Origin of the sequence: Burkholderia sp. AU30198, from assembly GCF_020419825.1 — a bacterium.
GTDB lineage: Bacteria > Pseudomonadota > Gammaproteobacteria > Burkholderiales > Burkholderiaceae > Burkholderia.
Map to the genome: position 1 here is coordinate 523,619 of NZ_JAIZSA010000002.1, position 23,660 is coordinate 547,278.

Sequence of the window (23,660 nt, forward strand, 5' to 3'; positions counted from 1 at the left end):
CCTCAAACCTTTTCGATGTCCGACTTGCCGAGCAGGCCGGTCGGGCGGAAGAGCAGGATCAGCACGAGCAGGCCGAACGCGACGACGTCCTTGTACTCGGCCGGCATGTAGCCCGCTGCGAAGGTTTCCGCGAGGCCCAGCAGCACACCGCCGAGCATCGCGCCCGGAATGCTGCCGATCCCGCCGAGCACCGCAGCGGTAAACGCCTTGATGCCCGCGACGAAGCCGATATACGGATTCAGCTTGCCGATCGTCAGCCCGATCAGCACGCCGCCGACGGCGGCCAGCATCGCGCCGAGCACGAACGTGAACGAGATCACGCGGTTCGTGTCGATGCCGAGCAGGTTCGCCATCTTCATGTCCTCGGCGCACGCGCGGCACGCACGGCCCATCCGCGAATGCGAGATGAACAGCGTGAGCGCGATCATCAGCACGACGGTCACGCAGACGATCATCAGGCGCGAATACGGAATGGTCACGTCGAAGTCGCCGCCGAGATGGATGTCGAACGCGCCGGAGATCAGCACCGGCACGGACACGTCGCGCGCACCCTGGCCGATCTGCACGTAGTTCTGCAGGAAGATCGACATGCCGATCGCGGAGATCAGCGGCACGAGGCGCGGGCCGCCGCGCAGCGGCCGATACGCGACGCGCTCGACCGCAAAGCCGTACAGCCCGGTGACGATCACCGACACGATCAGTGCGGCGCCGAGCACGAGCGGCAGCGGATAGCCGGCGGAGATGCCGATTGCGGTGAGTGTGACGAGGCCCACGTAGGCGCCGATCATGTAGATCTCGCCGTGGGCGAAGTTGATCATGCCGATGATGCCGTAGACCATCGAATAGCCGATGGCGATCAGCGCATAGATCGCACCCAGCGTCAGGCCGTTGACCAGCTGCTGGGCGAATTGCGGAAAGAAGTCAGTCATGTGCGGGAAGCTCCCGTTGGCGCCATGTCGCCTGCCGTCGCCGGATCACGGCGGGGCCGCGCGCAACGCACGGTGTCGTCTCGGGCCGCGCCGTGGCCGCGCAATGGGCAGATGCGCGGACAATACGCACCCGCCCCGTCCGGGTCGCGGACAGGGCGGGATGCGCGGGCGGGTACTCCGTATTACTTGGCGGCGGTCTTCGTCGCGTCCTTGTGCCACGTGTAGACGACGAACTTGAACGCCTTCAGGTCGCCCTGGGCGTCATACGCGACCTTGCCGATCGGCGTGTCGAACGTCGTCTTGTGCATGTACGCGGCGACCTTGGTCGGATCGGTCGACTTCGCTCCTGCGATCGAGTCGGCGATGATCTTCACCGCGGCGTATGCCGGCATCTGGAACGGGCCGTTCGGATCGCGCTTCTTGTCCGCGAATGCCTTCACGAGGCCTGCGTTGGCCGGATCGGCCGAGAAGTCGGCCGGCAGCGTGACGAGCATGCCTTCCGAGGCCGGGCCGGCGATGGCCGTCACGTCCTTGTTGCCCACGCCCTCAGGCCCCATGAACGTGGCCTTCACGCCCTGCTCGCGCGCCTGACGCATCAGCAGGCCCATTTCCGGGTGGTAGCCACCGAAGTAGACGAAGTCGACGCCTTGCGACTTCAGCTTCGTGATGATCGCCGAGTAGTCCGAATCGCCGGCATTGATGCCTTCGAACAGCACGACCGGGATCTTCGCGGCTTCGAGGTCCTTCTTCACCGACGACGCGATGCCCTGGCCGTACGACTGCTTGTCGTGCAGCACCGCGACCTTCTTCGGCTTCACGTTGTTGATGATGAAGTGCGCGGCGGCCGGGCCTTGCTGGTCGTCACGGCCGATCGTGCGGAAGATGAAGTGGCGCTTCTTGCCTTCCGTCAGTTGCGGCGCGGTGGCCGACGGCGTGACCATCACGATGCCTTCGTTCTCGTAGATGTCGGACGCGGGGATCGTCGAACCCGAGCACACGTGGCCGATCACGAACTTGATCTTCTGGCTGACGATCTTGTTGGCGACGGCGACGGCCTGCTTCGGTTCGCATGCGTCGTCCATCATCACGACTTCGAACTTGTTGCCGCCCGCACCGCCTGCAGCGTTGACCTGCTCGATCGCGGTCAGCGCGCCGGCCTTCACCATGTCGCCGTATTGGGCGACAGAACCGCTCATCGGACCAGCGATGGCGATCTTCACGGTTTCCGCTTGCGCGGCGGCGGCGCCGGCGGCGAACAGCACGGCGGCGACGGAAATGGACGTAAGACGGGACAGCGTCATCTGGGAGCTCCTCGATGTTGTTTAGTCATACGGGCAAAGGCGGCATGACTTGCGCAATCGAACAGCACCCGGGGCGAGGACATGGGACACGCCCGAGACACATAGAAGACGGAACTCCGGCGGAATGTTGCGTAGCGGGGCCCGGCTCTTGCAGTCCCCAAAGGGGACGTCTGGTTCGGAAAGACATCGTGATGCGTCTTGCATTGCGCAAGCGTTTCGCCTGCCCCGCTTGCCAACCGCTTGATCGGAGGGATGGTCCGACAGCCGTTGGCAAGGCAGTCGAAATTATATGGGCGTTTTTAAATCGTCTGTCAAAAATGCCGGTCGACCGAGGGAAAACACGGAGGTTTTCGGGAGAGGCGGTGGCGATTGGGGCGCAACCTCGCGGGGCGCGAGAACGTTTGCCTGGAGTGCAATTCGGTTGCTATGAAGTGTGTCGGTCTGGCGGGTTGCCTTGCTGCGCCTGGGGTTCAGCGAACGCCGATGCCGAACGTTGCATTTTTGGGCTACTAAGGGTCGGATTGTTCAAAATCAATCGACTGATGATTGATTGAGTGGGCACCAACTCGGGGCGTTCGGCCGAGGCGGTAAATCCTTCTGTTTACAAACAAAACTAAACATCTGGAAGCTGATTGTCATTTTCATGAAATAATACGAATTCGCTTCTGCAATCCAGCCAGCCTTCCTGTGAGTCGCGCACGCCGCGCTTCGCAGACGCTTCAGGGCCGCTTCGACGCCCGTCCGTCGCCCAGCCGCCAGCCAGTGATCTGCCGTTTTTTCTCATCGCATATCACCTGCTTCGGAACGCTGATGAATCACCCCTACCGCTTGTCTTCCGCCGCCGCGATCGCGTGCGCGCTTTCTCTTTCCTTTTCTGTTTCCACCGCCGATGCGTCGGGACGCGATTCGCTGGCCGATCGGCCGGCAGGTGCCAATGTATTTCGCTCGGAGCGGTGGGCTGCTGCTCGGGATGATGGGCATGCGGTGCTGATGACCCACCGCCGCGCGCAGTACGCTGCGCCCGCGGAACGCACGCCGTTCGATACGCCGGATACGCGGCCATTGCGTGTGTCAGGCGATGCGCTTGTGGCACCACCGCCTTTGTCCGAGCACGAGCCCGATTGGGCATTGCCCCCGAACCGCGTCGCGCTCGGCGCCGGCGGCAGCGAAAGTTTTGGTCGCGCGGTGCCTGGATATGAACAGCGCGAGCAGAACTGGAATGAATATCTCCGTGCGAACGGCTCAAGGCCAGCGGGTAATGGCGGTTCGTATGCGCCGCAGCGGCCGTACGACGCAGCGCGTGGTCCGCATGGCGCGCCGAATCCGTTCGATCCTTCGGTGCCGCAGCCGGAGACGCGGACGTTCTATGACAATGGCGCGGGGACGAAGTGCACGGCGACTGGCGGTGCGCGGACGTCGCGGTCATCCTGCAATATCGCCTGGTGATGGGTTGGGGCGGTCTGCAGCGGTTACCTTAGGTGGAAGACACGAATATTTCCCAACCGACGCAGGCTGCGACACGCGTGTGCAAGCCCGAACCTGTTCCCGTCAGCTTTGACCTGGTCGGACTCCTGGACCGGGGCAGGCTCTCGTCAGCGCTTCGTCCAGTCCTACTGCCACTGGCGCAGATGCCTCTTCAAGCCACCCACACGCCAACTGGGCAATGGCATGGGATGACGCGCCTCGAGCACCTCAAAGGTATTCCCTTTTCCTGGTCTGGATCATTTTTTTCGTGGCGTCGAAATCGTCGCCATAGATCAAAATATCCCCAAGGAACAGATGATTGACAAAAAAATCCACCAACGTCACATCGACAAGTTCATCAAACACAATCGATATCAGTGTGCATTCATGGAGAAAGCAAAGGCTTTCCCGAAACTGCAGCCTTATCTCGCGCGGACGCACAAGAACCCGCACCAACCCACCACTTTGCGCGCCCTGGCCGCCCAACTCAACCATCGGCTCGTTCAGCCGTTCGTCGTCTTCGAGGTAGACACACGTTTGAATTGAGAAATATCCATCCGCCAGCCTGAACGTGATCGCGTTCGTATCCAGCTCGTCATAGACAAAATCAACATCTATCGGACGTACCGTGAGCTCCATCACTGCCCCTTTATCTCGAACGTCGGCTTACGCATCGCCGCGTCAGCCAATTTCTGCCTGGCAGGTTTTGCCCATTGAAAAATGACACCCCCTGCCGCTCACTTAATCCTGCGGATCATAGAAATCATCCTTTTCCCGGTAATAGTTGACAGCAAAGATGATATCGGCCACAGATGCCGTAGAGTTTCGACGTCGCTCAAAATCAACTATGCCTCGAAACGTCTCCGTATCGAATAGCTGCCTCATATCTCTACTCTTTGCAATTTTTGGCAAATGAGTTCCCGGAACAACATCTTCGAGCTCATCATCTCCTTCCAGAAGGAGAATTTCCGCATGCCAAGGGTCAGCCGTCCATGCCCCCTGATCAACAAAAAGAGCCGAATCCCAATCGAGACTGTCCAGCTCACCGAGCAGGTCCTGGACCGAGCGATAAGTCTTCATATACCCCTCCCAAATCGATAGGATTTTCCGCCGGCCGTCGTTTAGCTTGCGAACTCGACGGACAAACACACCGCATCCGACGTGTTCGGACGACACACTGAGCGAGTCCGTCATCACCAAGCGCTTTAGGTGCGTGCCGGTCATTGACTCGGAGACGTACGGTCCGCGCGCCGCTTCGGAAACGAGCTCACGGGAGCTTTCGCAACGGCTTATTCACGGGTGCCTTCTGCCAGGCGAGCAATATCCCTGACTCTCCGCACGCGTTGTTCACGCCGAACAACTCCGGCTCCTTGACCGACCAGAGCCACATGCTGTTCGAAATGCTTTCCAATGATCCGCGGGACGCATCAGATCTGATCCACTCCTTCAACGAAAGATCATCGACACGGATCTCCACGTGTTCCTCGTTGAGAACATTCAGGGGATAAACCATCCTGAGCTTCCCGCGCTCGTAGCTCGCCGTTCCCGGCGATCTGCCAGGGAGATCTCTTGTAAAAAGAGACGTATTCTCAAAGGGGAAAATTCGATTCAGATTTACGCCAGTTGCATACTTGGTTGCAATCGACGCATTTTCTGCACCATAAGCGATGGCATATTTGAAGCTCATGAGCATCGCGACATTTTTCAAAAATTCGGCTACTTTTTCATCAATCTCGTGAATTGACATTCCTATCTGAACATCGATGAACGACAGGCCGCCGTACGCTGGGACATTGTAGCTAAATGAAATGGCTGAAGCGCCATCTCTTTCTCCATCGTTGTACACCTGAAATGCGGTGGCCTCTCCGACAGAAATCTTCCCCTCCAAGTCCGCCGGCAACACCTCGTGCTCGCCGACAAACCTCTCCCCGTTCCGGACGACGAATTCCCAAAAGAACGCGTTGGTTGCCTCTCTATCGAATCGGGAAAAGAGATTCCGGACAGCTGCCAGCGCGGAGGCAGCCTGGGCCGGATCGGTCCCGTAAAATACGATTCCCGTGTGCATGGGTGCTACCTCCTTCGGAGTCGCAGTTGCGCGCTCACCTGAGATCGTGGTGCTGACGCGGTTGCCAGGATCGTCGTAGGTATGTGCAAGCCAGTCAGCGCGTACTCGTCGAGTACCTCGCCGTGCGCGTCACACTTCAGGCTGCCCCGATTCTTCAGCAACGGAACGCGAGGGTCAGCGTATCCGACTCGGCACGAACGGTTGACTGTTACCACAAGGGTCCGCCCGTGCCCTCTTGTTCACACTCAACCTGGAATTTGAACAACCAGCAGCGTCTTCGTTCTGGATACCGTTACGCCGGGATCAGCCAGCGTAACGCACAGATCGATGAGTATATCCGTCGCGATAGCAAAGGCTTCAGGTTCCACTGCTTTCAACCGGTCTGAATTTGGCCAGAAGATAGCGATTCGCTCCTGCTCGATTTCATCCAGTCCCGACGACAGAGAATCAGCCAAAGCGTCCCAGCTTCGATTGCTGCACAAGGGCGGATCTAGTGGACATGTGCCACGAATCGCTTCAAAGAACTGCTCCTTGGATGCGACTCCTTCAGGCAGGAAAATAACTAGCCAATCACTGCGACCGCACGCTTCAGCAATGCGATTCGCTTCGGTCGAATCGGTCACATAAAGCCCCGGCCTATCCAGCATCATGAGTCACCCGATTTGAACAAAAACACGACCTTCTACGCCGCGCGCAATGCGCTCACTTTCAACATACTCTGTCGCAGTACGCCGCAGTGCGTCGCGCCCAAAAAATCAATATAACAATCAAATATCGAAAAACCACTCGATGAATTCATTGAATCCACTCCATCGAGCCACCATCTTTCCGCTGACAAACTCTTCCAAAGAATTCCCTAACCCAACATCAAAGACTCCACCCGCTTTCGTGTCGTAGAAATACCCTCGCCCGCCAGGGAACGCGTCCAATGGAACATACGACGCTGGAATTTTAAGAACCTCGCGCGCAACCCTCAATCTACCACCATAGTCAGAATGATTCAAAAACCAGCAGATTTGATATATCTCTCCGTTCCTGGATGTGAAAGTCGGCCCATCTTCCACATGCAAATAAAACTGCGCAAAATCCGATGATATATCAAATCCCATTTTCAAGAGGGAATTTCTATACGCCAGATCAACATCATCAAACCACCATTTCTTATCTTTACAAAAATTGATGATCGCATCTGATAGCAAAATTTCACCTCCTCATATCCGACCCGCTTTATACCTTCACTTCGCCGAGAATACTCGCCATCGACGCATCGCCTTCCCGTCCGGATCGCAGGCCTCACGGCAATACAGACAGCAAGAAAATCTGTGTGCCACCGACTCCGATCAAGTCAACCGCTCAATTAAAAAACAATTCCATTGCGAAACCATCGCCACATCTTTCCTTTCGTCAAAAGGAAGTAGAAAGCCTCGTCACTACCGATGCGAATCCCGACCGACCCGAAATCACCCGCATCTTTTTTCGCATGCGTCCGTGGAAAAGCCACTTTGCCGATCCAAACCACAAAGCTCACTCAGCGAACCGATCATAAAGACGCATCTTGACCTCGATTCAGTCAAGTTGCACCGTACGTCGACGCGGCACGATATTATTTACGAAATCCGAAAACGTTGGCGCGACAGAAACGACATCATCCACATCTCCTTCCGACTCCCACAACACATATTTCACCTCCCCCGTCCCCACATCAATCCAAAAGTCATTATCCCCAGCATCTCCAGCGAATGGAAAATGTGTCCGGCAAAACCTATCTCGCCTCTCGGAATACTTCGCCCTCAGCCCGCGAACCTTCTCTGCGGAACGGAGGTTAACTTCACTCTCATCGAAATATTTTTCACCAATATAGTAAAAACCCTCCACCTCCATCGAGTCGAAGTCGCCAGGAGCCAGATCAAAGAAAACATCCCGATAGAAATACGCCCCACCGTTAAAATATCCACCATTATTTCTTACATAGAACTCCACAAAATCATCCTTCCCGTTAAAACAAGCACCAAGCAGCACCTCCTGCACTATTGCTGCAGACACCGAAGGGCCTTGATCACAAAAATCAAAACCATCACCGCCGAATAAATTCTCAACCAGCATTTATCGACCTCAACAGTTAACGCCCTCTCTTCTCATCCTTCGTGGAGGCGTTGTTTCTCTTGGCCGCCTCTTCGATCGTGACTGCTACCACGAAGACCGGTACGTGCGTTGCTTTGCTTCCCCACACTCAACTCGACTATGCGCACACATCCCCTCCGGTACGTCGCTAGTGAGTTGACATACTCGAACACTCGCGACCATGTATCTCGCCGCGGTCAGTCTATATTCATTTCTCAACACCTCAAACGCAAACTACCCCATCGAGTCCAATTGACACCAATCTCACGTCAATCGAGCACGATCACTTGCGCAACCTTCTTATGTCCTTCATATATATAAAACGACTTATTACTTATCATTCGCTCCCCGGGAGCACCTCTAACAAGGAAATCAACCCTCCCAAGGCTAACCATCCCAACATCATCTCGAAAAGGATCCTCCAACTCAAAAACAACGCTCCATGCATTGTTTTGCCAATCAACATCTTCTGGAAATCGAGAGACCGAATAATATTTCCCGGCTATCGGAGGCTGCTTCCTTCCCCCCTCTTCTTTGGAGAGCCACACTACGCGAACGGAATGCACTTGATACCTCCAATATTAGTCTACAGCCTTGAATACTCGACTCCCTTACCCTGCAGAATCTTAGACCCAAAATCACTTAAATCTTCCAGCACGGCATATTGCACCGACCCAATGCCATCCCGACGGGAATATTTTGTATATTGTTTTCAATTTCGTCTCGCCCCACCCTAACCACTGCAAGGCGATCAACGGAATCTTTTATGGAACAGGTGATTCTCGTTAAGCTGTCTTCGCCGAGCATCAGGCCTGACTTTACCTTACTTTCACGATTCCAAAATCCGACAGCTTGAAAACCATCCAATGCGTTAATTCTCAAACAGATTTGACTAATGCCCTGCGCCCCCAGGTCGCCATTTCACTCTGCCCCGTGAACACTCACATAGACTGTTCAATCGTGACGTACTTACCAGACTTGCCTAAGAATACGTAAACATACGACGTGTCGTGACGAACTTTAGAGACATCAAGCTGACCAACAAAAATCAACGGCTCTCCATCCGAGACAGGCCAAAATTCATCCTGAATCCATTTTGGAGGCTTACTCAAGCAAACAAAACGCCGCTCCATTTCACCCTTCATAAATGAAATAAGCTCAGCGCCGGCCAATCCGGCCGCACTCTGTCGAATCTCGCCATACATCTCGTCAGAGATTCGCAACCATTTTGGCAGAACCTTACGCATTTCTCCCTTCTGGCTTTGGATCTTGTTTGATGGCATCACGCTTACCCCACGCGCGTGCAGAAACTGATGTACCGCATCTTGAGCATCCCAAATGGCACCCAAAGATCGGTAGCTACTAGATACCAAAAACAAATAGAGCCCTCCCTCTTCCGCATAAGGAGGAATCGGAGGGCTTTCGGATAATATGTCTTCCAAATTCTTATCTACACAAAGAATTTTCTCAAACTCTAGTGGGCTCATTTCTCCGGAGACAAACTTCTTCAAAACATCCATCGAGTTCATTGTCAGAAATTCCTGTATGGGCCCGTTGCCGGGGGCCACTCCCGGTCACTTCGCACACGTTTTTTACGCACTCGTGAAGCGCCATCTGACCCAAGCAGGGGCAGTCGGGCCGCGTGCGACTGGAAACTCGCGAGCGTGCCGTCGGCGATCGCCTGCCGCTTTCCAATAAGTCATTTATCAAAATCGCTCGTCAAACGGAACGGGTACACCCATGCTTCGTAAATTCCCCTCTTCAGCTCTTCACTCATCTCCTTCCCGTCACGAGCCTCAATTTCGCCCATCCTTGAAAGCACATACCTCTCGTTTTCCTTGCTACCCTTCTGGTAAAACTTGACCTCCATCTCACCGAGATCATCCGCACTAATAAGGCTTTCAAATGCCCCGTTAATTAGCGGGCTGGCTGCAAAAATATCAGCCTCCGCATCCGTGCAGGAAAATTTCAAGTACATTATTGCCTTCTTCAGAGCAATGATTTCACCTACTTTTAAAGAGACACTTTTTCTCGGCTCATCGCGATCAGTCATTTTCACCCCTCTTTCTAGAATTTATCCGACGGCCAGTCATACTCAATCGCTCCTTATATGGCATACCCGGCAAATTTCCACAAGGATTCTTCCGTACCTAGAGCGGCTCGACTTTCCGTTGTCGATGTGCTCGACCGATCCACACAATCGGCGCATAGCTGTTGGACTCGTACAAGTAGGTCCGTGCTCCTTTGCCCCTGACGGTCGTGGTACGTCTCCTGCACGAAACGCATGCCATTCCACAAGAAATCCGTACTAGCGTAGCCTCCCCATTGAGCTTACGAGGCTTTCGGCCCGCCGTATCGCATCCAAATCATTGCTTGCATCGACATCAACACCTGCCTATTCCACTCCTCAATGGTAATTTTGTCTTTCATTGCGATGCCCAGCAGAACTTGGAGATGCAGTCATATCGAAAACTACCGCTTCACCGCCTCTTGTTACTGCGCTGCCCTTTAAACCGAAGTGCGACCGCATCCGCCTTGTCATTACATGCATTTATCCCATCCACCCACCATTTCATCCCCTCCTTATCGATAATCGACTTAACCAGCCGCGAATTCCATGGCACCCCCTTATCTACATACCCAGAAAGATGCAAATTTATACGCCTAACAAGTTGCGGATTTGAGTATATCGTCATATCTTCTAGATTTCTTCGAACCCCGCTCTGCTCCGAAAATCGCTCGTCCCCTTTGTAATAGATCCCCAACTCTTCATACGACGCCCCCTCAAACTCTATCTCCGAAAAATCCGAATGACTGGGCGCATAGTCAGGATCAGCCAATAGCACTGGCCACTTCACCAAACCAAAATATTTCCCGAAATCAAAAGATGCAAGAATTGGATTGAATAGACGAGACTTTTCAGAAGAAATCCTAGATCTCACATCTTCTGTCGTTATATCGAAGTCAACACTAAAATCATCAAAAACCTCAATCCAATTGGTCACCCCAACCACAATTGCCCTAGACAGTACAAACCCCCACTCACCATTCATCTCCGACGGGATCGCAACAACATCACCGGGTTTTACTTTCAACAATGCCATATCACCACCCTCCGCAGTGACTCAGTCCGATTTCTTTACCTCGCCTCTTAAGCAGATGATTGAGGCACATAATTACTCCGCGCCACATCAGGATTACGTCAATTGCCTTCTTAAAATTACCGCCATTGGCATTCTTCGACGAGCAGCGAGTGATAGTTTGCCCTCATTTATTCCATGAATTTCCTTCGGGCACTTCTGGTTCTTCGATGTCGACACCCTGAACGACGGATCCATGAGTACCTCAAGGCACGCAATTAAAATCAATTACAAAGATTTAAACACGGTACAAGTCAATTTATAGTACGAAAAAATTTCAGCAATTTCATCTAAAATGACGTCCCAACTTCCTCCACCGAGTCCGGAGCCGATCATTGGCATTTGCACGGAAAGTCGATTGAGCAACGCGAACTCGCAAACTTGAGTGAGGCAATTCCTGAGATCAGGGCGTGAAATGCATTGAGCATCAATCACGTCATTTTCATAAATTCCATCTTGAGAAACCATGTTTGCGGCGTATATTTGCTTTCCGCCATCCACCGACAGAAACTGAACCATCCCGAGTGGAGGCCGTTGTCCTTCTAGAAACATATCGAGATAACTATCTCGTGCGACCGCGTATTTTTCCCCAAGGGAAATCTCGAAGCCACGCCCCCATTTCCCGCGATTATTTACCACGTGAGCAATGAGGGTCGAATTCTGCTGCGGCACGACTGCGTCGCCAGCCTCGTAGATGATCGATTGTCCTTGCGGAGAATTACCCACGGCAATCTTCCAGCAACTCTCGAAATCTTCCTTTTTAATTTCATCGTTTGGCGAAATATCAAGCTCATCCTTCATTCCGTCAAACAATAGAAAACCCACATCTTGATTCCAGTCCTGGACAGATGAAGATGCGTAGAACACGCCATTGTCGGGATGGTTAATCTGGCGAGTGGCCACACCGTTAATAAACTCCGTCAAAATTTCCCCCACGCCACACGGAAATTCTGTCTTGGAGTGAAAATATTCTCTTTTCACGAGCAACTCCATCGGCTTCTCTTTACGTGATCTCAAACATCAAACGTCCATGAATCGCGTGAACCAGGAGAGAATGATACTCGCAAAGGAAGCTATGCAATCGGAAGCGTTAATATGCGCCCTCGCATTTCAATACTAGCCGCCCACGCTCATTTTCCAAGTGCATCGGACAGATAATTTATTTGGACGATTTTGCTACGAAATAGGCGAGCGTGTTGTTAGTAAGATAGTTCCCTTCCGATCCGTCGAACATCACTGCTGCATCCGGCCCAGCAAAAAATCTGGTTTCCGGCTTACCTCTAACCACGCCAGTCTCACGATCAATCAAGAACGTCTTCATCGCAAATTTCTTGAATATTTTCCAAACCATCTTAACAAACTGATCCGTTGCCGCATCCAATTCTGGGTCATAGGATGCCGCCAAGCGACCATCTCGCAGGCTACCCGGTGCGTATTTAGCTTCACGTGACCGTAGAAACTGAATCGCCCCCGGCCCCTCCATAGATCCAATGTAGCCAGACCCGCTCGGATGAGGAGCAACGAATTCAGACGTATAGCGCTCCACAGTACAAATCGCTTCGTCGAGAATCACGACATCGGAGAAGGACTGCCCGCCACACTCGGACATGTTGCGATGTACAGGGGGAACGGGTGAATTCCATATGTACGAGTCGATAAATTTGACATGAGGAATATGCGTTCTCAGCAATTCAGAGAAAACTGCTTCGTCAACACGCGTCATGAAGGTTTGCAACGTCGGCATCTTAGCGATCAAAATTGCCCCCTTTCTTTCGTCGGGTAGTGGTAGTTTGGGGTGTCGTTATCGCCGTATTCAAGTCTCTCAGTCGCGAGGTCCATCCCTTAGCCTGATGACAATCGCACTCGGATCCTGTCGCGCGATGCGATTAGTGCTCGCTCACTCCCGTTGAGACGTTCAGTGCACTGACCCAGCGTCTACCGTCTGGATATGAACAGGATTGGCTTGGACATCTCTGAATGTTATGTCTATATAGAGACTGTCCTGTCACCCATTTCCGTTGAACGGTGACGAATTTGTCTCTCGATGTGCCTCGCCTGTAGGTGCGTCACGTCCCCGCACAACGTGTCGGTTAGTCGGACCACCAGCAAGATTCTGATCCCTGACGCCGTTCATGCGGTCCTTGGTCGCTTGGTTACCCAGGCACCCCTCTGTGTCTGTGAACTCTCAGCATACGCATATAGATCATGCCCACCGTTCAGGCCGATCTCATCGGGGTTGATGAAACGATCGATATCGGGATCATAGAGCCCGAGCGGGTTGTAGTGGACTCCGATTTGACGATCCGGGCATTGTAGTTGGAAGCGTAAGTTTTGCCGCCGTGGCGCGTGGACAGACGTCGCAGAAGCTAATTGCACCTCACCCCATCCTGGCACCGGCAGCTACCGAGCCTGCACGACCCGCTCCTCGTGAGCCTCGCTACCCTAAACCACTCGATGGACGTGCCAGATCGACTTGTCGTTCGCGCTGGCCAGTGCTTCCGACCATCCTTTTACGCTGTTATAAAGGTCCTGTACGTCAGCATCGCGCCACAAGCGCGCCCTGGTCATACAGACGAGCGGCACGGAGCTATCCAGCTCTCCGACTCGGGTAACATTTAAAAACGAATCAATTCCGAAAAACTAAGACTTAAATTGATCATTTTCACGATAATAATTTACCTCATCAACAAACCACTTTACATCCGACGCACTTCCGGCCTTATTTTCTAAAATATAGCCCAGCTGATTTACCAACATCCAACACCTCAAATTATACGACTCGACCGCCTTCGGCATCTCCATATCTTCATCATCCAGATAAATTTCATCATCGTCCAGATTCTGAATATATTCCCACGGGATATGGAAGAATCTCGAATCCTCTGGATTAATTTTCCAATAATCCAAGTTGACATAAATCCAGTCTCTTCCTGGCAACAATGGGATACCTTCTATCAACTCAACCAGAGAATTGTAAGATTTCATATCCTCACTCACATGAATCATCTAAAATCACTACCATTTTCAAAAATGGCACCGCGCTGCCTTAAAAATTTCGCAGCGAGCCTGTCAAACAAATTAGTCTACAGTACCACTCAGCTTATTCGACATTCTCAAATCGTCGTCGTGAAAATAGTAAACCGCATCTCATGCATTGGCGTTGCTAGCTGCGACCTTACCCTGGTCAATGCGCGCACGCGGCACATCGGATGAGGATGCGTAGATCATTGCGTTATCAGGGGGAATCTAGCGACACGCGAATCTGTCGATAAATTCCGGAGACATGTCTTTCGATTCACACGAAGACGCCGCACTGAAACAAATCTCCTTCTCAAGAGACACCTTTCGGTCCATCCCAGTATTTTGCTCCTTGATGATCCACCAGCCTTTCCAAAAAAATCTTCAATGAATCAGCCACTCGTGGCCAATTACATCTCCCATCCAAAGGCAAACTGACGTAAACAGCCCCCTCCGAATCCATCAACAACAATTCAGAATCCCCATAGAACCGAGCGAAAACAACATCACCATCCAGAAACTCCCGACCACGAATTAGCTTTTGCTTCAAAGTCGCCTCAACTGCCTCCCGAGGCGGCAATACCTCGATCCCCCATTGTCCAAACCCAACATCTTTGAACAGATCTGCGCGACCAGAAATTCGCCAAAGTGTTACAAGCTCATATGCAGAATTCGGAATATCATCGATCGCGACATCGCCTGCTATACCGTCAAATATGCAACATTTTAATAAGAATGGGCATTCCCGACCAAAGTGGATGGCCTTTCGCTCAACCGACCACTCCAACTTCATCCTCTCAAAAATGGCGTGCAAATCTTGACAGTTGGTCAAAACCCCTCCGGAATACACCGATTGCCGCATGACACACTTATTTTCAAAATGAATACACCCACAACTCATTAAAAATAAATTTCCGGTCCAGAAAGTCAGTCAACTTCTCGAAATCGTCAAATTCACCCGGCAACGGAAGACCCACTCCCTTTATGCCATCAACCTGAACGAATCCACACCATGCCATCTGCGTTTCTGTCATTTTCAACACGTCACCAACAGTCATCCCGGGCCACAATTTCCCCTGACACCTGCCCTGAAATTCCGCATTACACGCTAGATTTTCTATACACCCGCTCTCAGAGTCATGGTAGATGGTAATTACTCCGCCATCAACCTTCAAAGTATTTTCATTCAAATACTCAATCAGATGCATCTCACTCAGTCTATCTACAACTTTTTCAACCTCCTCGCCGAGAAGAATTCCTCCCAGCGATCTTCCCGGAACAATTATGTTATTCAGCATTCCCCTTCCCTCATCGTGAGCTGCGCGGTCGTATTGGCCTGAGGTCGATGATGAATCTTGCTATACCCGGTTCGTCACAGCTATCGCGGGCAAGGCAAGTCACCGGAATCTGGCGTATTTGCCGAAGCAGCCCGCTTCAACCCGGCCATGGCTTGCGCACATCGACCTAGGTTACTTGGATGATCGAGCTACAAAATACGCGAACGCGTTGTTAGTTAGATAGTTCCCGTTCGAGCCACTGAACTGCACTGCAGCATCCGGCCCGGCAAAAAACCGGGTTTCCGCGTTTTCGCTCACTGTTCCAGTGGCCCGGTCGACCAAGTATGTCTTGTAAGCAAATTTCTTGAACACTTTCCAGACCGTCTTAACAAAAACGTCCATTGCCTGCTCAGCGTTCGGGTCGTAGGATGCCGCCAGCCTGCCGTCACGTAGAGACCCAGGAGCATAGTCAGCCTTTCTCGATCGCTGAAACTGAATCATTCCCGGGCCCACGTTCCCCCCCAAATAGCTACCGCCTCCTGGATGAGGCCCAACAAACTCTCGCGCATACCGCTCGACGGTGCAGATCGTTTCGTCAATGATCACGACATTTGAGAATGGATGCCCACAACATTCCACCATGCTGTCATAAACCGGAGGGATCGGCGAACTCCAGAGAAATGAGTCGACGAACTTGACACTCGGTATGTGTACTTTCAGCAGGTCCGAGAACACCGATTCATCGACAATGGTCATGAAGATCTGCAATGTCGGCATCTTTATGGCCAAAAGCATTCTCCTTTCTCTCTTTCGTCGAGTAGCAATAGTTCCATGCTCTATCGGCGCTTTGTTCGAGGCGCCGGATTCCGAAGTAGTCCCTTTCACGGCCGTGACAGTATGCCGGCATACCCCGTCGGGTAGATGTTGGTTTCATCTGAATCGAAATTATTCGATAACCTCGACATCGAGATTTAACTTCTTAAAAATACCTATAGCCACCGATCCGATATTTGAAATCGAACGAATTCCGCACGGCTCAAATTTTTCGCAAATCACATTATTTTCATCAACATAACGCCTCCTCAATCGATCATGAAAACAATGATTCGGAAAAACATCCATATCGGAATTATCGAGACTCCCGACATTTTCGAATCCTCCCTTTGCTCTCCAGTCCATCGTCGTAACAAGCTCAGGAGGAACAATCAAGTTGCTCTTATCCAAAATAAATTTTGAACTCTTCTCATCCGAAATTTCGTTGTATAAATAAATCACACAAAGCCGCTCCGCGCCATACTTGAAATTGTCCTTTACTACGAGACCCGGTATGAATCCAACTCCCCTCATAAACATGACAAACAGGTCTCCATTTTTAGGATTCGACTTTTTCCCACCCTCCAGGAGATCAAGCACTTCCTTCATTTTCACTTTCTTCATTAGAGCAGTTCCCTATCCGTTATCCGGTAACTACCGTCAACTCCACGCTACAGCATACGCTACACAATGATCGACGCGAATCAATACCATCGCCAATACGCGAGAATTTACCGTACTTTGCGTCAGTTATCGCCTGCCCAACTGTGCTCGCTGGATTTATCGGAAGCCCTACCTCATCTGTAAACGAGCCGAGGTTGCAACCAGGATTTTGGGCTTGCCTCACAGACTTGTCTTTCGTTATCTGGAGATAATTTGGCACTTGCCTCCTTGCACATCTCAGATACACGTCAGCCTTGCCACGGCTACGCGCCATGCAATCCTCAAACGATCCGAACGTGGAGTTGCTTGAGCACGGAGACAACCCGAACGGGTCGATCCATGAGATCGGGTTGAGCGTATATTGATAGAGACTAGTTTTGTCCATCAACCAGATGGGGTCCTGGTTGATAAAGCGCCCGATGTCCGGATCATAGAACCTGACCGTGTTGTAACCCTTTCTCGCAGTTCAGGTACTGCTCCCGGAAACACGGATTGTGTGCCCGGTGCACATTAGTTGGCACTGGCGCCACTACTCGAACATCCCCCACTCCAGCGTTGGCTGCTGGCGCGCCCACGCGATCCACGCCTCCGGGAGCGTGCTGCTCCTTACTTTGTACCGGGCATGCCAGATCAGTTCGCCATCCGCGTCGGTCAGTTCGCCCGAAAGCCCCGACTCGTCATTGCGAAGATGGTCGTCCTCCAACAAACGGTCTGAGTGGGTCCCGATTAATAAATTCAAGATATCCGCACCCGAGACTCAGAAAGATTTATATTATCTAATTAATTTTTACAAGATCAACGAATATCCAGTGACAGCCATCTCAACTAAATCATTGTATTGCCCAACTGATCATCAGACGGACGATTCCCGATAAACTTACAACCAACCAAAGATCCATTATGAAATTCCGCGCCATCGAAGGTACACTCATTGAATGTACAAGCAAGGAGTACAGCCTTTTTCATGTTTGCTCGATCAAATGAGCACTTTGCGAAGAAGGCTCCTCTGGCCATCACATCGATCATGTTCGCACCGGAGAAATTGCAATTTAAAAAAGATGCCGATCCTAGAGCCGCGTTTTTCAATGACACCTTTTCAAAATCACAATCTTCAAATAAAACCCCGACAAATCTTCCGTCAAATTTAGCACCAGAAAACCTACTCCGCATGACACTACAATTATTCAACGCCCCAGCCAAAAGACAGATGGAGTGAGAAAAATCAACATCAGAAATCGCCATCCGCGAAAGCTGAACCTTTAGTGGAAAGCCACGAAAGTCGGCAAGCCCATCCTCCGTTCTATCGAACGGCGACGATGGTAGGGCGCTGTGCCTTTTCACCGCGAGCGCTATTTCTTGGTTTGTTGATTGGGATAATTTTTCATCCCACCGGAGTTGCTTCTTAATTTCGTCTCTCATGTTCACCGATCTCGAATTTTCTATGATTTTTTTCATCGATCAATTTTACCCAGCCCATCCAAAAATCACCACCCATCCAATTTAAAAATTCCTTTTCAGAACATCTCCATCAAACGATTTATTCACCGATATTTTCCTTCCCAGAATAAAATCAACATCGAGCTCACCCAGCCCAATGCCATTTTTCTTCGCTGCAAAAACGATGGTCAAAAATGGATATGAATAGTATCCGGGGTTCTCCATTACATCGCGAATCAAACCCGGCTTACCCGCCACCACATCGATCACCCTAGGCAAATAAATATTCGTCACCTTTTCGCATATCCACCGACACGTCGGCTCAACCTCCATCTCATTCCTCGGAAAATCAACTGCGCCACCGATATTAGGAGAGAACAACTTTACCGTTTCCATGGATGTATTCATCGCAAGAACGAAACCTGTCGGTATTTTTGACTTATATGGTGGATTGCTATTTTTATAAAAATCTTGTAGTTCACGAGAATCAGCGGAGGCAGAAAGGATATAGCCATTGGTATTCTTCAGAAACCGGAATCCAATACGCCCTCTACCCTCCTCTTCCTGGCCAACAAGAATCTCACCCCTCGATACTTTTACACCACTCTCGCAAATATTTTCCGTGAGAACTTCCTGCAACCTCTTTTCAAAAATTTTCTTTAACTCAACATTCATCTTACACACCCCGATATTTCAACATATGGAATATTGCGTCATAAGAAACGCCTCGGGCCCCAAGCACCTCTCCTATATCTTTATTGCCGGTTGCGTACGCAGAACTTCCCGATGCAAATCATCACGCTCGATGTCTGCAATTGCTGTACCGGTCAGCGCTAGTCAACTCCTCCGGCAACCCCGACACGTCGTTGTGGAAATAGTAGACCGCGTCCCGTGCATTGGCGTCGTTAGCAGCCGCCTTACCCTGATCGATCCGTGCCAGCGGCACGTAGCTATTCGACTCATACAAGTACGTGAGCGCTTCCTCGCCCTGACGGTCGTGGTACGTCTCCTGCACGAGCCGCATGCCGTCCCACAGGAAATCCGTACTCGCGTAACCCCCATTGAGCTTACGAATCCGCCGACCGAACGCGTCGTATTCGAAATGCGTCGTCCCGACACCAAGCCGGTCCTTCGTCACAACGGTCTTCAACTGGTTCCAATCGTCGTACTCAAGCGCCAGCTCTTTGGCCGGCCCGTGCCCACTCAACTTGCGAACCAGCCGCCCATAAACGTCGTACTCGAAGCGCTTGTCCTCGAACATCTTGAGCCGGTTGTGCTCTACGAAGCCTCCCGGGTGATCGCTCGACACCAGGTTCGCCGCCGCGTCCCAGCGAAACACTTCCGACGGCAATCCCGGCCCGGCCGCCTGTTCAATGCGATCAGTCCTTCAACGAAATCGGACCTGAGTACATATTGATAGAGAGTTATCTCTCCGTGAGTATCTTTTGGACAAGATCAAACCCACACACGTCCATCGTTGTGTATTTTGCGTAATCTGAAACAGGAATGCGCTCTATCTCTTCATCCCCATTGAATAGTCCACCCGCATAATTAAAAATCTTCATTTTCAATTTTTCATCAGATAAACCATAATTCCCGATAATTGGCCACTCGCCTTTTGCAATAAACTGATTACCAGAAAATATAACTCGGACCTCCTTCTTGAATTTCAGGAAAGTTATCGGGGGGAAGTCATCAATTCTATCGAGATTAAAATCTCGCCCCTCCTGAATTGACAAAACACAAAAAGCAAATGCTTTTTTAAATTTACCTTGAGAGGAAAAAACTATCTGGCAGACGGCAAACCTCCCATCATTCAACTCAATGGTAAAAATATCTCCCTCTTTGCATGCAACATTCATAGTCCGCGACCTTGTAAAACAGAAAGTGTATCGTTCAATATTTTCTGCCCCCATCCAGCACTATGCCCCGCGATATCACAGGTGCTCGCATTAGGATTTTGGGGGCTATACGAACGAATCTGATTAAGAAGATTCGTTAGCGGATTGGTGGATTGTGCACCACCATTCAAGTCCATAATCTTCTGCTCCAAAAATTTCGCTTCAGATTTCGTCAAATTATTATCGAAAATAGTCAACTGTGCCAACTGGGACTTACCTGGCGTATTGGCATGAATTCCCAGTCGCGAAGGCGCATCGCCTCTACCGACGTACAAGATTTTCTGTCCATCATGCAAAACATAAAGTCCCTGTCCGTCGACTCGATCATAACTAGATCCAGTACCACCGGACTTACGTGTTGACGGCAGACCACGGCAGGGCGTCAAACCCCAAGGATCAACCCAGCTTATCGGGTTGGGCGCATATTGATAGAGGTTGATCCCGCCGCGCAATGAGATTGGGTCGGGGCTGATGAACCGTCCTATGTCCGGATCATAGAACTGGAACGTGTTGTAGTGCAGCCCGGTTTCCCGATCCAGGTATTGCCCTTGGAAGCGCAAGTTCTGCGGCCGTGGCACGTGGGCACGTGTTGCAGAAGCCAGTTGCACCTCGCCCCATTCCGGCACCGACTGCTGCGGAGCCCGCGCAATCCACTACTCCTGCACCGCATTGCCCCAAACCTTGTAACCGGCCTGCCAAATCAACTCGCCCTCGGCGTTGGTCAGTTCCTCCGGCAACCCAGACACGTCGTTGTGGAAATAGTAGACAGCGTCCCGCGCATTGGCGTCATTAGCCGCCGCCTTACCCTGGTCAATCCGTGCCAGTGGCACATAGCTATTCGACTCATACAAGTACGTCAGTGCTTCCTCACCCTGACGATCGTGATACGTCTCCTGCACGAGCCGCATGCCATCCCACAGGAAGTCCGTACTCGCATAACCCCCATTGAGCTTCCGAATCCGCCGGCCGAACGCGTCGTATTCGAAATGCGTGGTCGCGACACCAAGCCGGTCCTTCGTCACGACGGTCTTGAGCTGATTCCAATCGTCGTACTCGAGAGCCAGTTCTTTGGAAGGCCCGTGACCACTCAACTTGCGAACAAGCCGCCCATAAACGTCATACTCGAAGCGCTTGTCCTCGAACATCTTGAGCCGGTTGTGCTCAACGTAGCCCCCGGGGTGATCGCTCGACACCAGGTTCGCCGCCGCGTCCCAGCGAAACACTTCCGACGGCAACCCCGGCCCGGACGCCTGTTCAATGCGCCCCGTCGGATCATATCGGTAGCTCGTCGCGCCATAGCGCAGATCCCGCTTCTGGATCACATCGCCCGCAGCGTCGTATTGCCATTGCTTCGCCAGCAACTCATCCGCCGACCGGCCTCGCTGCGCAACGTGTCGAGCACGGCGGCCAACAGCGTCATACCCGAAGTGACTCGTCAGCTTGCCTTGCGTTCGCAGAACTTCCCGATGCAGATCGTCGCGCTCGATGTCCGCAACGGCAGCACCGTCAACGCGGATCTGGTGCACGTGCCCCGAACCGTAATGCAGCCAGTCGATCGTGCGTTCGCCCGAGATCGTCGTGCTAACACGGTTACCAAGCTCATCGTAGGTATGCGCAAGCCAGCCCGTCGGCGTGTACTCCTCGACGACCTCACCGCGTGCACCGTACTTCAGGCTGACTCGATTCTTCAGCGACGGACCACGAGCTGCCAGCGTGTACAACTCCGCCAACGCGATTCGGCTCGCCTTGTCGTACAGGTACTCACAACGCTCATGCGCGGCTTGCTTCGCCGTCAACCGCCCGATCGCATCGCGCTCGTATCGCGTCTCGATCAGTCCATCGCGTACGATCGTTCCTTGACCGCACACGTCGTACTCCTAAGTGCGAATGTGGCCATCAAGCCCGATCTGCTCAGCAACCAGATCGCGACGGTCATACTGGAAGCGATACGACTCACGATTTTCGTTGGTCAAGCTCGCGAGCCGGAACGCATCGTCGTACCCGAATCGCACCACACGATCAGCAGCATCCGTACGAGACAAGAGCAGCCCACGCGGATTGAGCTCATACCGCGTGGCGCGCTGATTCGCATCAACAACTTCAACAAGACGCCCAGCCACGTCATACCGGAACGCCTGACGAGCACCATCCGCCGTCCCGATCCCCGTGACCCGCCCCATCGCATCCGATTCGTACACGGTAGACTGCCCGGCCGCATCGGTCACACGTGCGAGCGCACCACGTGCGTCATACGCAAACCGCGTAACCTTGCCGGAGCAATCCGTATACGAGATCAACTGCGCACGGCCATTCCACTCGAGGAACTTGTACGCACCCCGCGCAATTCGAACCGAACAACGATTTCTAGGCTGCGCTACACCTTGCACAGTTTGCCAGGGGGCATGCGTTCGGCGTCGATCATTAGCTCATCACACGACAGGCGAGGCGCTCGGTGGTAACCGACGTCGGCAATTCAATCCCCGTCGTAGGTGAGGTCGTGCCAGCGTTGCGAAGTACCACCACCGGACCCGAGTTGGCCTCGCGGAAATCGCTTGACGGCTATCGCATGGAGCGCTCGCTCGTCGCGCGCGGGATCACCGCAGCTACGCCGCACTTTCAGATCGCGGACGCGACCGTTTTCGTCGAGCCAAACACGGACAAGCACATTTCGGTTGGCGTCGCTCGATCGCGGGACGGCTCGAGACAACATGCGATCAATCAATGACATGGGCGTTCTCTTTGCTAGCGGACCTGATTGGACTTGTACCGGCGTTATGCGTCGATGCTATAACCAACTACAGGCCCTCGTACTTGGTCGGAGCGGCAGGAGTTGCCCGTGATCCTGATCCCAACCCCGACGCACAACCGGACTGCGCTACGCGCCGAACGATCGGACGGACACATTCAGCTCGAGCTGCCGACAGTGATTAAATAATTCCCCGACCTAAGCTCCGATTTTTTTAACAACACCTCAAAAGATGTTCCTTTTGGCGGGATAGCACTTGACAAATCACAGTCATCAAATGCCACGTATTCTCCCAATATAGCACTGGAAAAATCAACTCCTGTCATAGAATTAAATCTGGCCCCTTCCGTCAAATCATCCGTGTATCTACCCCGAAAAACGACGTCCTGCAGCTTACCCGAGAATTTACAACGCTCCAGGTAGCTCGCTTTAAAATCTACCCCCTTCCACTTGCAGTTTGAGAACGAGCACTCAATGAATTCCGGACGGAAAAACATCCCACCACGGAAATCACATTTGTCAAATTTACATTTTTCAAAAATACCACCCCTAGCCCCCAATGTTATGGTTCTCAGATCAACACCCAAGAATGAGCAATTTCGGAATACACATCCATATGTCCTGGCGTCATTCAGAATAGAACGAACGAAAACGCAATCGTTGAATTCAACGCGATCGAAAACCGGATGATTAAAATCGGTCTCCGAAAAGTCAAACCCGTCAAATTTCTCATTGGAAATAGACGTCTTAAAATCCCACCCAACCCCTTTAAATCTTTCGTCCAT

The 23,660-nt window shown here is 52.1% G+C and carries 29 protein-coding genes and 1 pseudogene; 1 reads left to right on the forward strand and 29 read right to left on the reverse strand.

All coding sequences use genetic code 11. The features are described 5' to 3' along the window. Window positions 1–2: 2 nt before the first annotated feature. Together livH and LGN19_RS07985 are read right to left on the reverse strand one after the other, a co-directional pair. On the reverse strand, window positions 3–929 hold the full coding sequence (gene livH, locus LGN19_RS07980; RefSeq protein ID WP_085038717.1) for a high-affinity branched-chain amino acid ABC transporter permease LivH: 927 nt from the start codon (window positions 927–929) through the stop codon (window positions 3–5). Window positions 930–1,111: 182 nt separating this feature from the next. Continuing rightward, the gene (locus LGN19_RS07985; protein WP_043180283.1) at window positions 1,112–2,230 is read right to left on the reverse strand and encodes a branched-chain amino acid ABC transporter substrate-binding protein; all 1,119 of its coding nucleotides are present in this window, start codon (window positions 2,228–2,230) and stop codon (window positions 1,112–1,114) included. A gap of 810 nt (window positions 2,231–3,040) precedes the next feature. Here LGN19_RS07985 and LGN19_RS07990 point away from each other — a divergent pair. Then, window positions 3,041–3,676 carry a hypothetical protein gene (locus LGN19_RS07990; RefSeq protein ID WP_226213863.1) on the forward strand — a complete coding sequence of 212 codons (636 nt, stop codon included), beginning with the start codon at window positions 3,041–3,043 and terminating at the stop codon, window positions 3,674–3,676. A gap of 246 nt (window positions 3,677–3,922) precedes the next feature. On the opposite strand, the gene LGN19_RS07995 is transcribed toward LGN19_RS07990, so the two are convergent. The 27 genes and pseudogenes from LGN19_RS07995 to LGN19_RS08125 form a co-directional block, all read right to left on the reverse strand. Next, window positions 3,923–4,333 (reverse strand): hypothetical protein, encoded by a 411-nt coding sequence (locus LGN19_RS07995; protein ID WP_226213864.1) that lies wholly within the window; start codon window positions 4,331–4,333, stop codon window positions 3,923–3,925. A gap of 102 nt (window positions 4,334–4,435) precedes the next feature. Continuing rightward, window positions 4,436–4,774 (reverse strand): hypothetical protein, encoded by a 339-nt coding sequence (locus LGN19_RS08000; RefSeq protein WP_226213866.1) that lies wholly within the window; start codon window positions 4,772–4,774, stop codon window positions 4,436–4,438. Between the two features lie 187 nt (window positions 4,775–4,961). Beyond that, window positions 4,962–5,759 (reverse strand): hypothetical protein, encoded by a 798-nt coding sequence (locus tag LGN19_RS08005; protein WP_226213868.1) that lies wholly within the window; start codon window positions 5,757–5,759, stop codon window positions 4,962–4,964. 245 nt (window positions 5,760–6,004) lie between these two features. After that, complete coding sequence (locus LGN19_RS08010) at window positions 6,005–6,409, reverse strand: barstar family protein (RefSeq protein WP_226213870.1); 405 nt, start codon at window positions 6,407–6,409, stop codon at window positions 6,005–6,007. A gap of 117 nt (window positions 6,410–6,526) precedes the next feature. Continuing rightward, window positions 6,527–6,958 (reverse strand): hypothetical protein, encoded by a 432-nt coding sequence (locus LGN19_RS08015; protein ID WP_226213872.1) that lies wholly within the window; start codon window positions 6,956–6,958, stop codon window positions 6,527–6,529. 367 nt (window positions 6,959–7,325) lie between these two features. After that, on the reverse strand, window positions 7,326–7,862 hold the full coding sequence (locus LGN19_RS08020; RefSeq protein WP_226213874.1) for an SMI1/KNR4 family protein: 537 nt from the start codon (window positions 7,860–7,862) through the stop codon (window positions 7,326–7,328). Between the two features lie 959 nt (window positions 7,863–8,821). Beyond that, window positions 8,822–9,409 (reverse strand): hypothetical protein, encoded by a 588-nt coding sequence (locus LGN19_RS08025; protein ID WP_226213876.1) that lies wholly within the window; start codon window positions 9,407–9,409, stop codon window positions 8,822–8,824. Between the two features lie 170 nt (window positions 9,410–9,579). Then, window positions 9,580–9,933, reverse strand: coding sequence for a hypothetical protein (locus LGN19_RS08030; protein ID WP_226213878.1), 354 nt, complete (start codon window positions 9,931–9,933; stop codon window positions 9,580–9,582). Between the two features lie 427 nt (window positions 9,934–10,360). Beyond that, window positions 10,361–10,984 (reverse strand): hypothetical protein, encoded by a 624-nt coding sequence (locus LGN19_RS08035; protein ID WP_226213879.1) that lies wholly within the window; start codon window positions 10,982–10,984, stop codon window positions 10,361–10,363. Between the two features lie 264 nt (window positions 10,985–11,248). After that, window positions 11,249–12,013, reverse strand: a complete 765-nt coding sequence (locus tag LGN19_RS08040; protein WP_226213880.1) for a hypothetical protein — start codon at window positions 12,011–12,013, stop codon at window positions 11,249–11,251. A gap of 166 nt (window positions 12,014–12,179) precedes the next feature. Beyond that, complete coding sequence (locus LGN19_RS08045; protein ID WP_226213881.1) at window positions 12,180–12,764, reverse strand: hypothetical protein; 585 nt, start codon at window positions 12,762–12,764, stop codon at window positions 12,180–12,182. Between the two features lie 386 nt (window positions 12,765–13,150). Beyond that, a complete protein-coding gene (locus LGN19_RS08050) occupies window positions 13,151–13,414 on the reverse strand; it encodes an RHS repeat-associated core domain-containing protein (RefSeq protein WP_226213882.1) in 264 nt (87 codons plus the stop codon). Between the two features lie 246 nt (window positions 13,415–13,660). Beyond that, a complete protein-coding gene (locus LGN19_RS08055; protein ID WP_226213883.1) occupies window positions 13,661–14,005 on the reverse strand; it encodes a hypothetical protein in 345 nt (114 codons plus the stop codon). Window positions 14,006–14,351: 346 nt separating this feature from the next. Continuing rightward, a complete protein-coding gene (locus LGN19_RS08060; protein WP_226213884.1) occupies window positions 14,352–14,870 on the reverse strand; it encodes a hypothetical protein in 519 nt (172 codons plus the stop codon). A gap of 43 nt (window positions 14,871–14,913) precedes the next feature. Then, entirely contained in the window at window positions 14,914–15,336 is a 423-nt protein-coding gene (locus tag LGN19_RS08065; protein WP_226213885.1) for a hypothetical protein, read from the reverse strand. Between the two features lie 171 nt (window positions 15,337–15,507). Next, window positions 15,508–16,071: a hypothetical protein gene (locus LGN19_RS08070; RefSeq protein WP_226213887.1), complete on the reverse strand. Its 564-nt coding sequence runs from the start codon at window positions 16,069–16,071 to the stop codon at window positions 15,508–15,510. A gap of 189 nt (window positions 16,072–16,260) precedes the next feature. Next, entirely contained in the window at window positions 16,261–16,752 is a 492-nt protein-coding gene (locus tag LGN19_RS08075) for a hypothetical protein (protein ID WP_226213888.1), read from the reverse strand. Window positions 16,753–16,771: 19 nt separating this feature from the next. Beyond that, window positions 16,772–17,230: pseudogene (locus LGN19_RS39880) on the reverse strand (RHS repeat-associated core domain-containing protein); the annotation flags it as partial. A 386-nt stretch (window positions 17,231–17,616) separates the two neighbouring features. Next, window positions 17,617–18,210 carry a pentapeptide repeat-containing protein gene (locus tag LGN19_RS08085; RefSeq protein ID WP_226213890.1) on the reverse strand — a complete coding sequence of 198 codons (594 nt, stop codon included), beginning with the start codon at window positions 18,208–18,210 and terminating at the stop codon, window positions 17,617–17,619. Window positions 18,211–18,291: 81 nt separating this feature from the next. Beyond that, the gene (locus tag LGN19_RS08090) at window positions 18,292–18,903 is read right to left on the reverse strand and encodes a hypothetical protein (protein WP_226213891.1); all 612 of its coding nucleotides are present in this window, start codon (window positions 18,901–18,903) and stop codon (window positions 18,292–18,294) included. Window positions 18,904–19,024: 121 nt separating this feature from the next. Then, complete coding sequence (locus LGN19_RS08095; protein WP_226213893.1) at window positions 19,025–19,567, reverse strand: hypothetical protein; 543 nt, start codon at window positions 19,565–19,567, stop codon at window positions 19,025–19,027. 85 nt (window positions 19,568–19,652) lie between these two features. Then, complete coding sequence (locus LGN19_RS08100) at window positions 19,653–20,090, reverse strand: immunity 26/phosphotriesterase HocA family protein (protein WP_226213894.1); 438 nt, start codon at window positions 20,088–20,090, stop codon at window positions 19,653–19,655. Beyond that, window positions 20,087–20,737 carry an RHS repeat-associated core domain-containing protein gene (locus LGN19_RS08105; RefSeq protein WP_319000627.1) on the reverse strand — a complete coding sequence of 217 codons (651 nt, stop codon included), beginning with the start codon at window positions 20,735–20,737 and terminating at the stop codon, window positions 20,087–20,089. Before LGN19_RS08105 ends, LGN19_RS08100 begins: the two co-directional genes overlap by 4 nt. A 45-nt stretch (window positions 20,738–20,782) precedes the next feature. Further along, window positions 20,783–21,997 carry an RHS domain-containing protein gene (locus tag LGN19_RS39770; protein WP_226213896.1) on the reverse strand — a complete coding sequence of 405 codons (1,215 nt, stop codon included), beginning with the start codon at window positions 21,995–21,997 and terminating at the stop codon, window positions 20,783–20,785. A 9-nt stretch (window positions 21,998–22,006) separates the two neighbouring features. Next, window positions 22,007–22,426 carry a hypothetical protein gene (locus tag LGN19_RS08115; RefSeq protein WP_264172950.1) on the reverse strand — a complete coding sequence of 140 codons (420 nt, stop codon included), beginning with the start codon at window positions 22,424–22,426 and terminating at the stop codon, window positions 22,007–22,009. Window positions 22,427–22,602: 176 nt separating this feature from the next. After that, entirely contained in the window at window positions 22,603–22,857 is a 255-nt protein-coding gene (locus tag LGN19_RS39885; RefSeq protein ID WP_080741494.1) for an energy transducer TonB, read from the reverse strand. A gap of 176 nt (window positions 22,858–23,033) precedes the next feature. After that, window positions 23,034–23,660 carry a pentapeptide repeat-containing protein gene (locus tag LGN19_RS08125; protein ID WP_226213898.1) on the reverse strand — a complete coding sequence of 209 codons (627 nt, stop codon included), beginning with the start codon at window positions 23,658–23,660 and terminating at the stop codon, window positions 23,034–23,036.

Coding starts and splice junctions, on each gene's coding strand:
- livH (WP_085038717.1), bottom strand. CDS start 929: ATGACTGACTTCTTTCCGCAATTCGCCCAGCAGCTGGTCAACGGCCTG.
- LGN19_RS07985 (WP_043180283.1), bottom strand. CDS start 2,230: ATGACGCTGTCCCGTCTTACGTCCATTTCCGTCGCCGCCGTGCTGTTC.
- LGN19_RS07990 (WP_226213863.1), top strand. CDS start 3,041: ATGAATCACCCCTACCGCTTGTCTTCCGCCGCCGCGATCGCGTGCGCG.
- LGN19_RS07995 (WP_226213864.1), bottom strand. CDS start 4,333: ATGGAGCTCACGGTACGTCCGATAGATGTTGATTTTGTCTATGACGAG.
- LGN19_RS08000 (WP_226213866.1), bottom strand. CDS start 4,774: ATGAAGACTTATCGCTCGGTCCAGGACCTGCTCGGTGAGCTGGACAGT.
- LGN19_RS08005 (WP_226213868.1), bottom strand. CDS start 5,759: ATGCACACGGGAATCGTATTTTACGGGACCGATCCGGCCCAGGCTGCC.
- LGN19_RS08010 (WP_226213870.1), bottom strand. CDS start 6,409: ATGATGCTGGATAGGCCGGGGCTTTATGTGACCGATTCGACCGAAGCG.
- LGN19_RS08020 (WP_226213874.1), bottom strand. CDS start 7,862: ATGCTGGTTGAGAATTTATTCGGCGGTGATGGTTTTGATTTTTGTGAT.
- LGN19_RS08025 (WP_226213876.1), bottom strand. CDS start 9,409: ATGAACTCGATGGATGTTTTGAAGAAGTTTGTCTCCGGAGAAATGAGC.
- LGN19_RS08030 (WP_226213878.1), bottom strand. CDS start 9,933: ATGACTGATCGCGATGAGCCGAGAAAAAGTGTCTCTTTAAAAGTAGGT.
- LGN19_RS08035 (WP_226213879.1), bottom strand. CDS start 10,984: ATGGCATTGTTGAAAGTAAAACCCGGTGATGTTGTTGCGATCCCGTCG.
- LGN19_RS08040 (WP_226213880.1), bottom strand. CDS start 12,013: ATGGAGTTGCTCGTGAAAAGAGAATATTTTCACTCCAAGACAGAATTT.
- LGN19_RS08045 (WP_226213881.1), bottom strand. CDS start 12,764: ATGCCGACGTTGCAAACCTTCATGACGCGTGTTGACGAAGCAGTTTTC.
- LGN19_RS08055 (WP_226213883.1), bottom strand. CDS start 14,005: ATGAAATCTTACAATTCTCTGGTTGAGTTGATAGAAGGTATCCCATTG.
- LGN19_RS08065 (WP_226213885.1), bottom strand. CDS start 15,336: ATGCTGAATAACATAATTGTTCCGGGAAGATCGCTGGGAGGAATTCTT.
- LGN19_RS08070 (WP_226213887.1), bottom strand. CDS start 16,071: ATGACCATTGTCGATGAATCGGTGTTCTCGGACCTGCTGAAAGTACAC.
- LGN19_RS08075 (WP_226213888.1), bottom strand. CDS start 16,752: ATGAAGAAAGTGAAAATGAAGGAAGTGCTTGATCTCCTGGAGGGTGGG.
- LGN19_RS08085 (WP_226213890.1), bottom strand. CDS start 18,210: ATGAGAGACGAAATTAAGAAGCAACTCCGGTGGGATGAAAAATTATCC.
- LGN19_RS08090 (WP_226213891.1), bottom strand. CDS start 18,903: ATGAATGTTGAGTTAAAGAAAATTTTTGAAAAGAGGTTGCAGGAAGTT.
- LGN19_RS08100 (WP_226213894.1), bottom strand. CDS start 20,090: ATGAATGTTGCATGCAAAGAGGGAGATATTTTTACCATTGAGTTGAAT.
- LGN19_RS39885 (WP_080741494.1), bottom strand. CDS start 22,857: ATGTCATTGATTGATCGCATGTTGTCTCGAGCCGTCCCGCGATCGAGC.
- LGN19_RS08125 (WP_226213898.1), bottom strand. CDS start 23,660: ATGGACGAAAGATTTAAAGGGGTTGGGTGGGATTTTAAGACGTCTATT.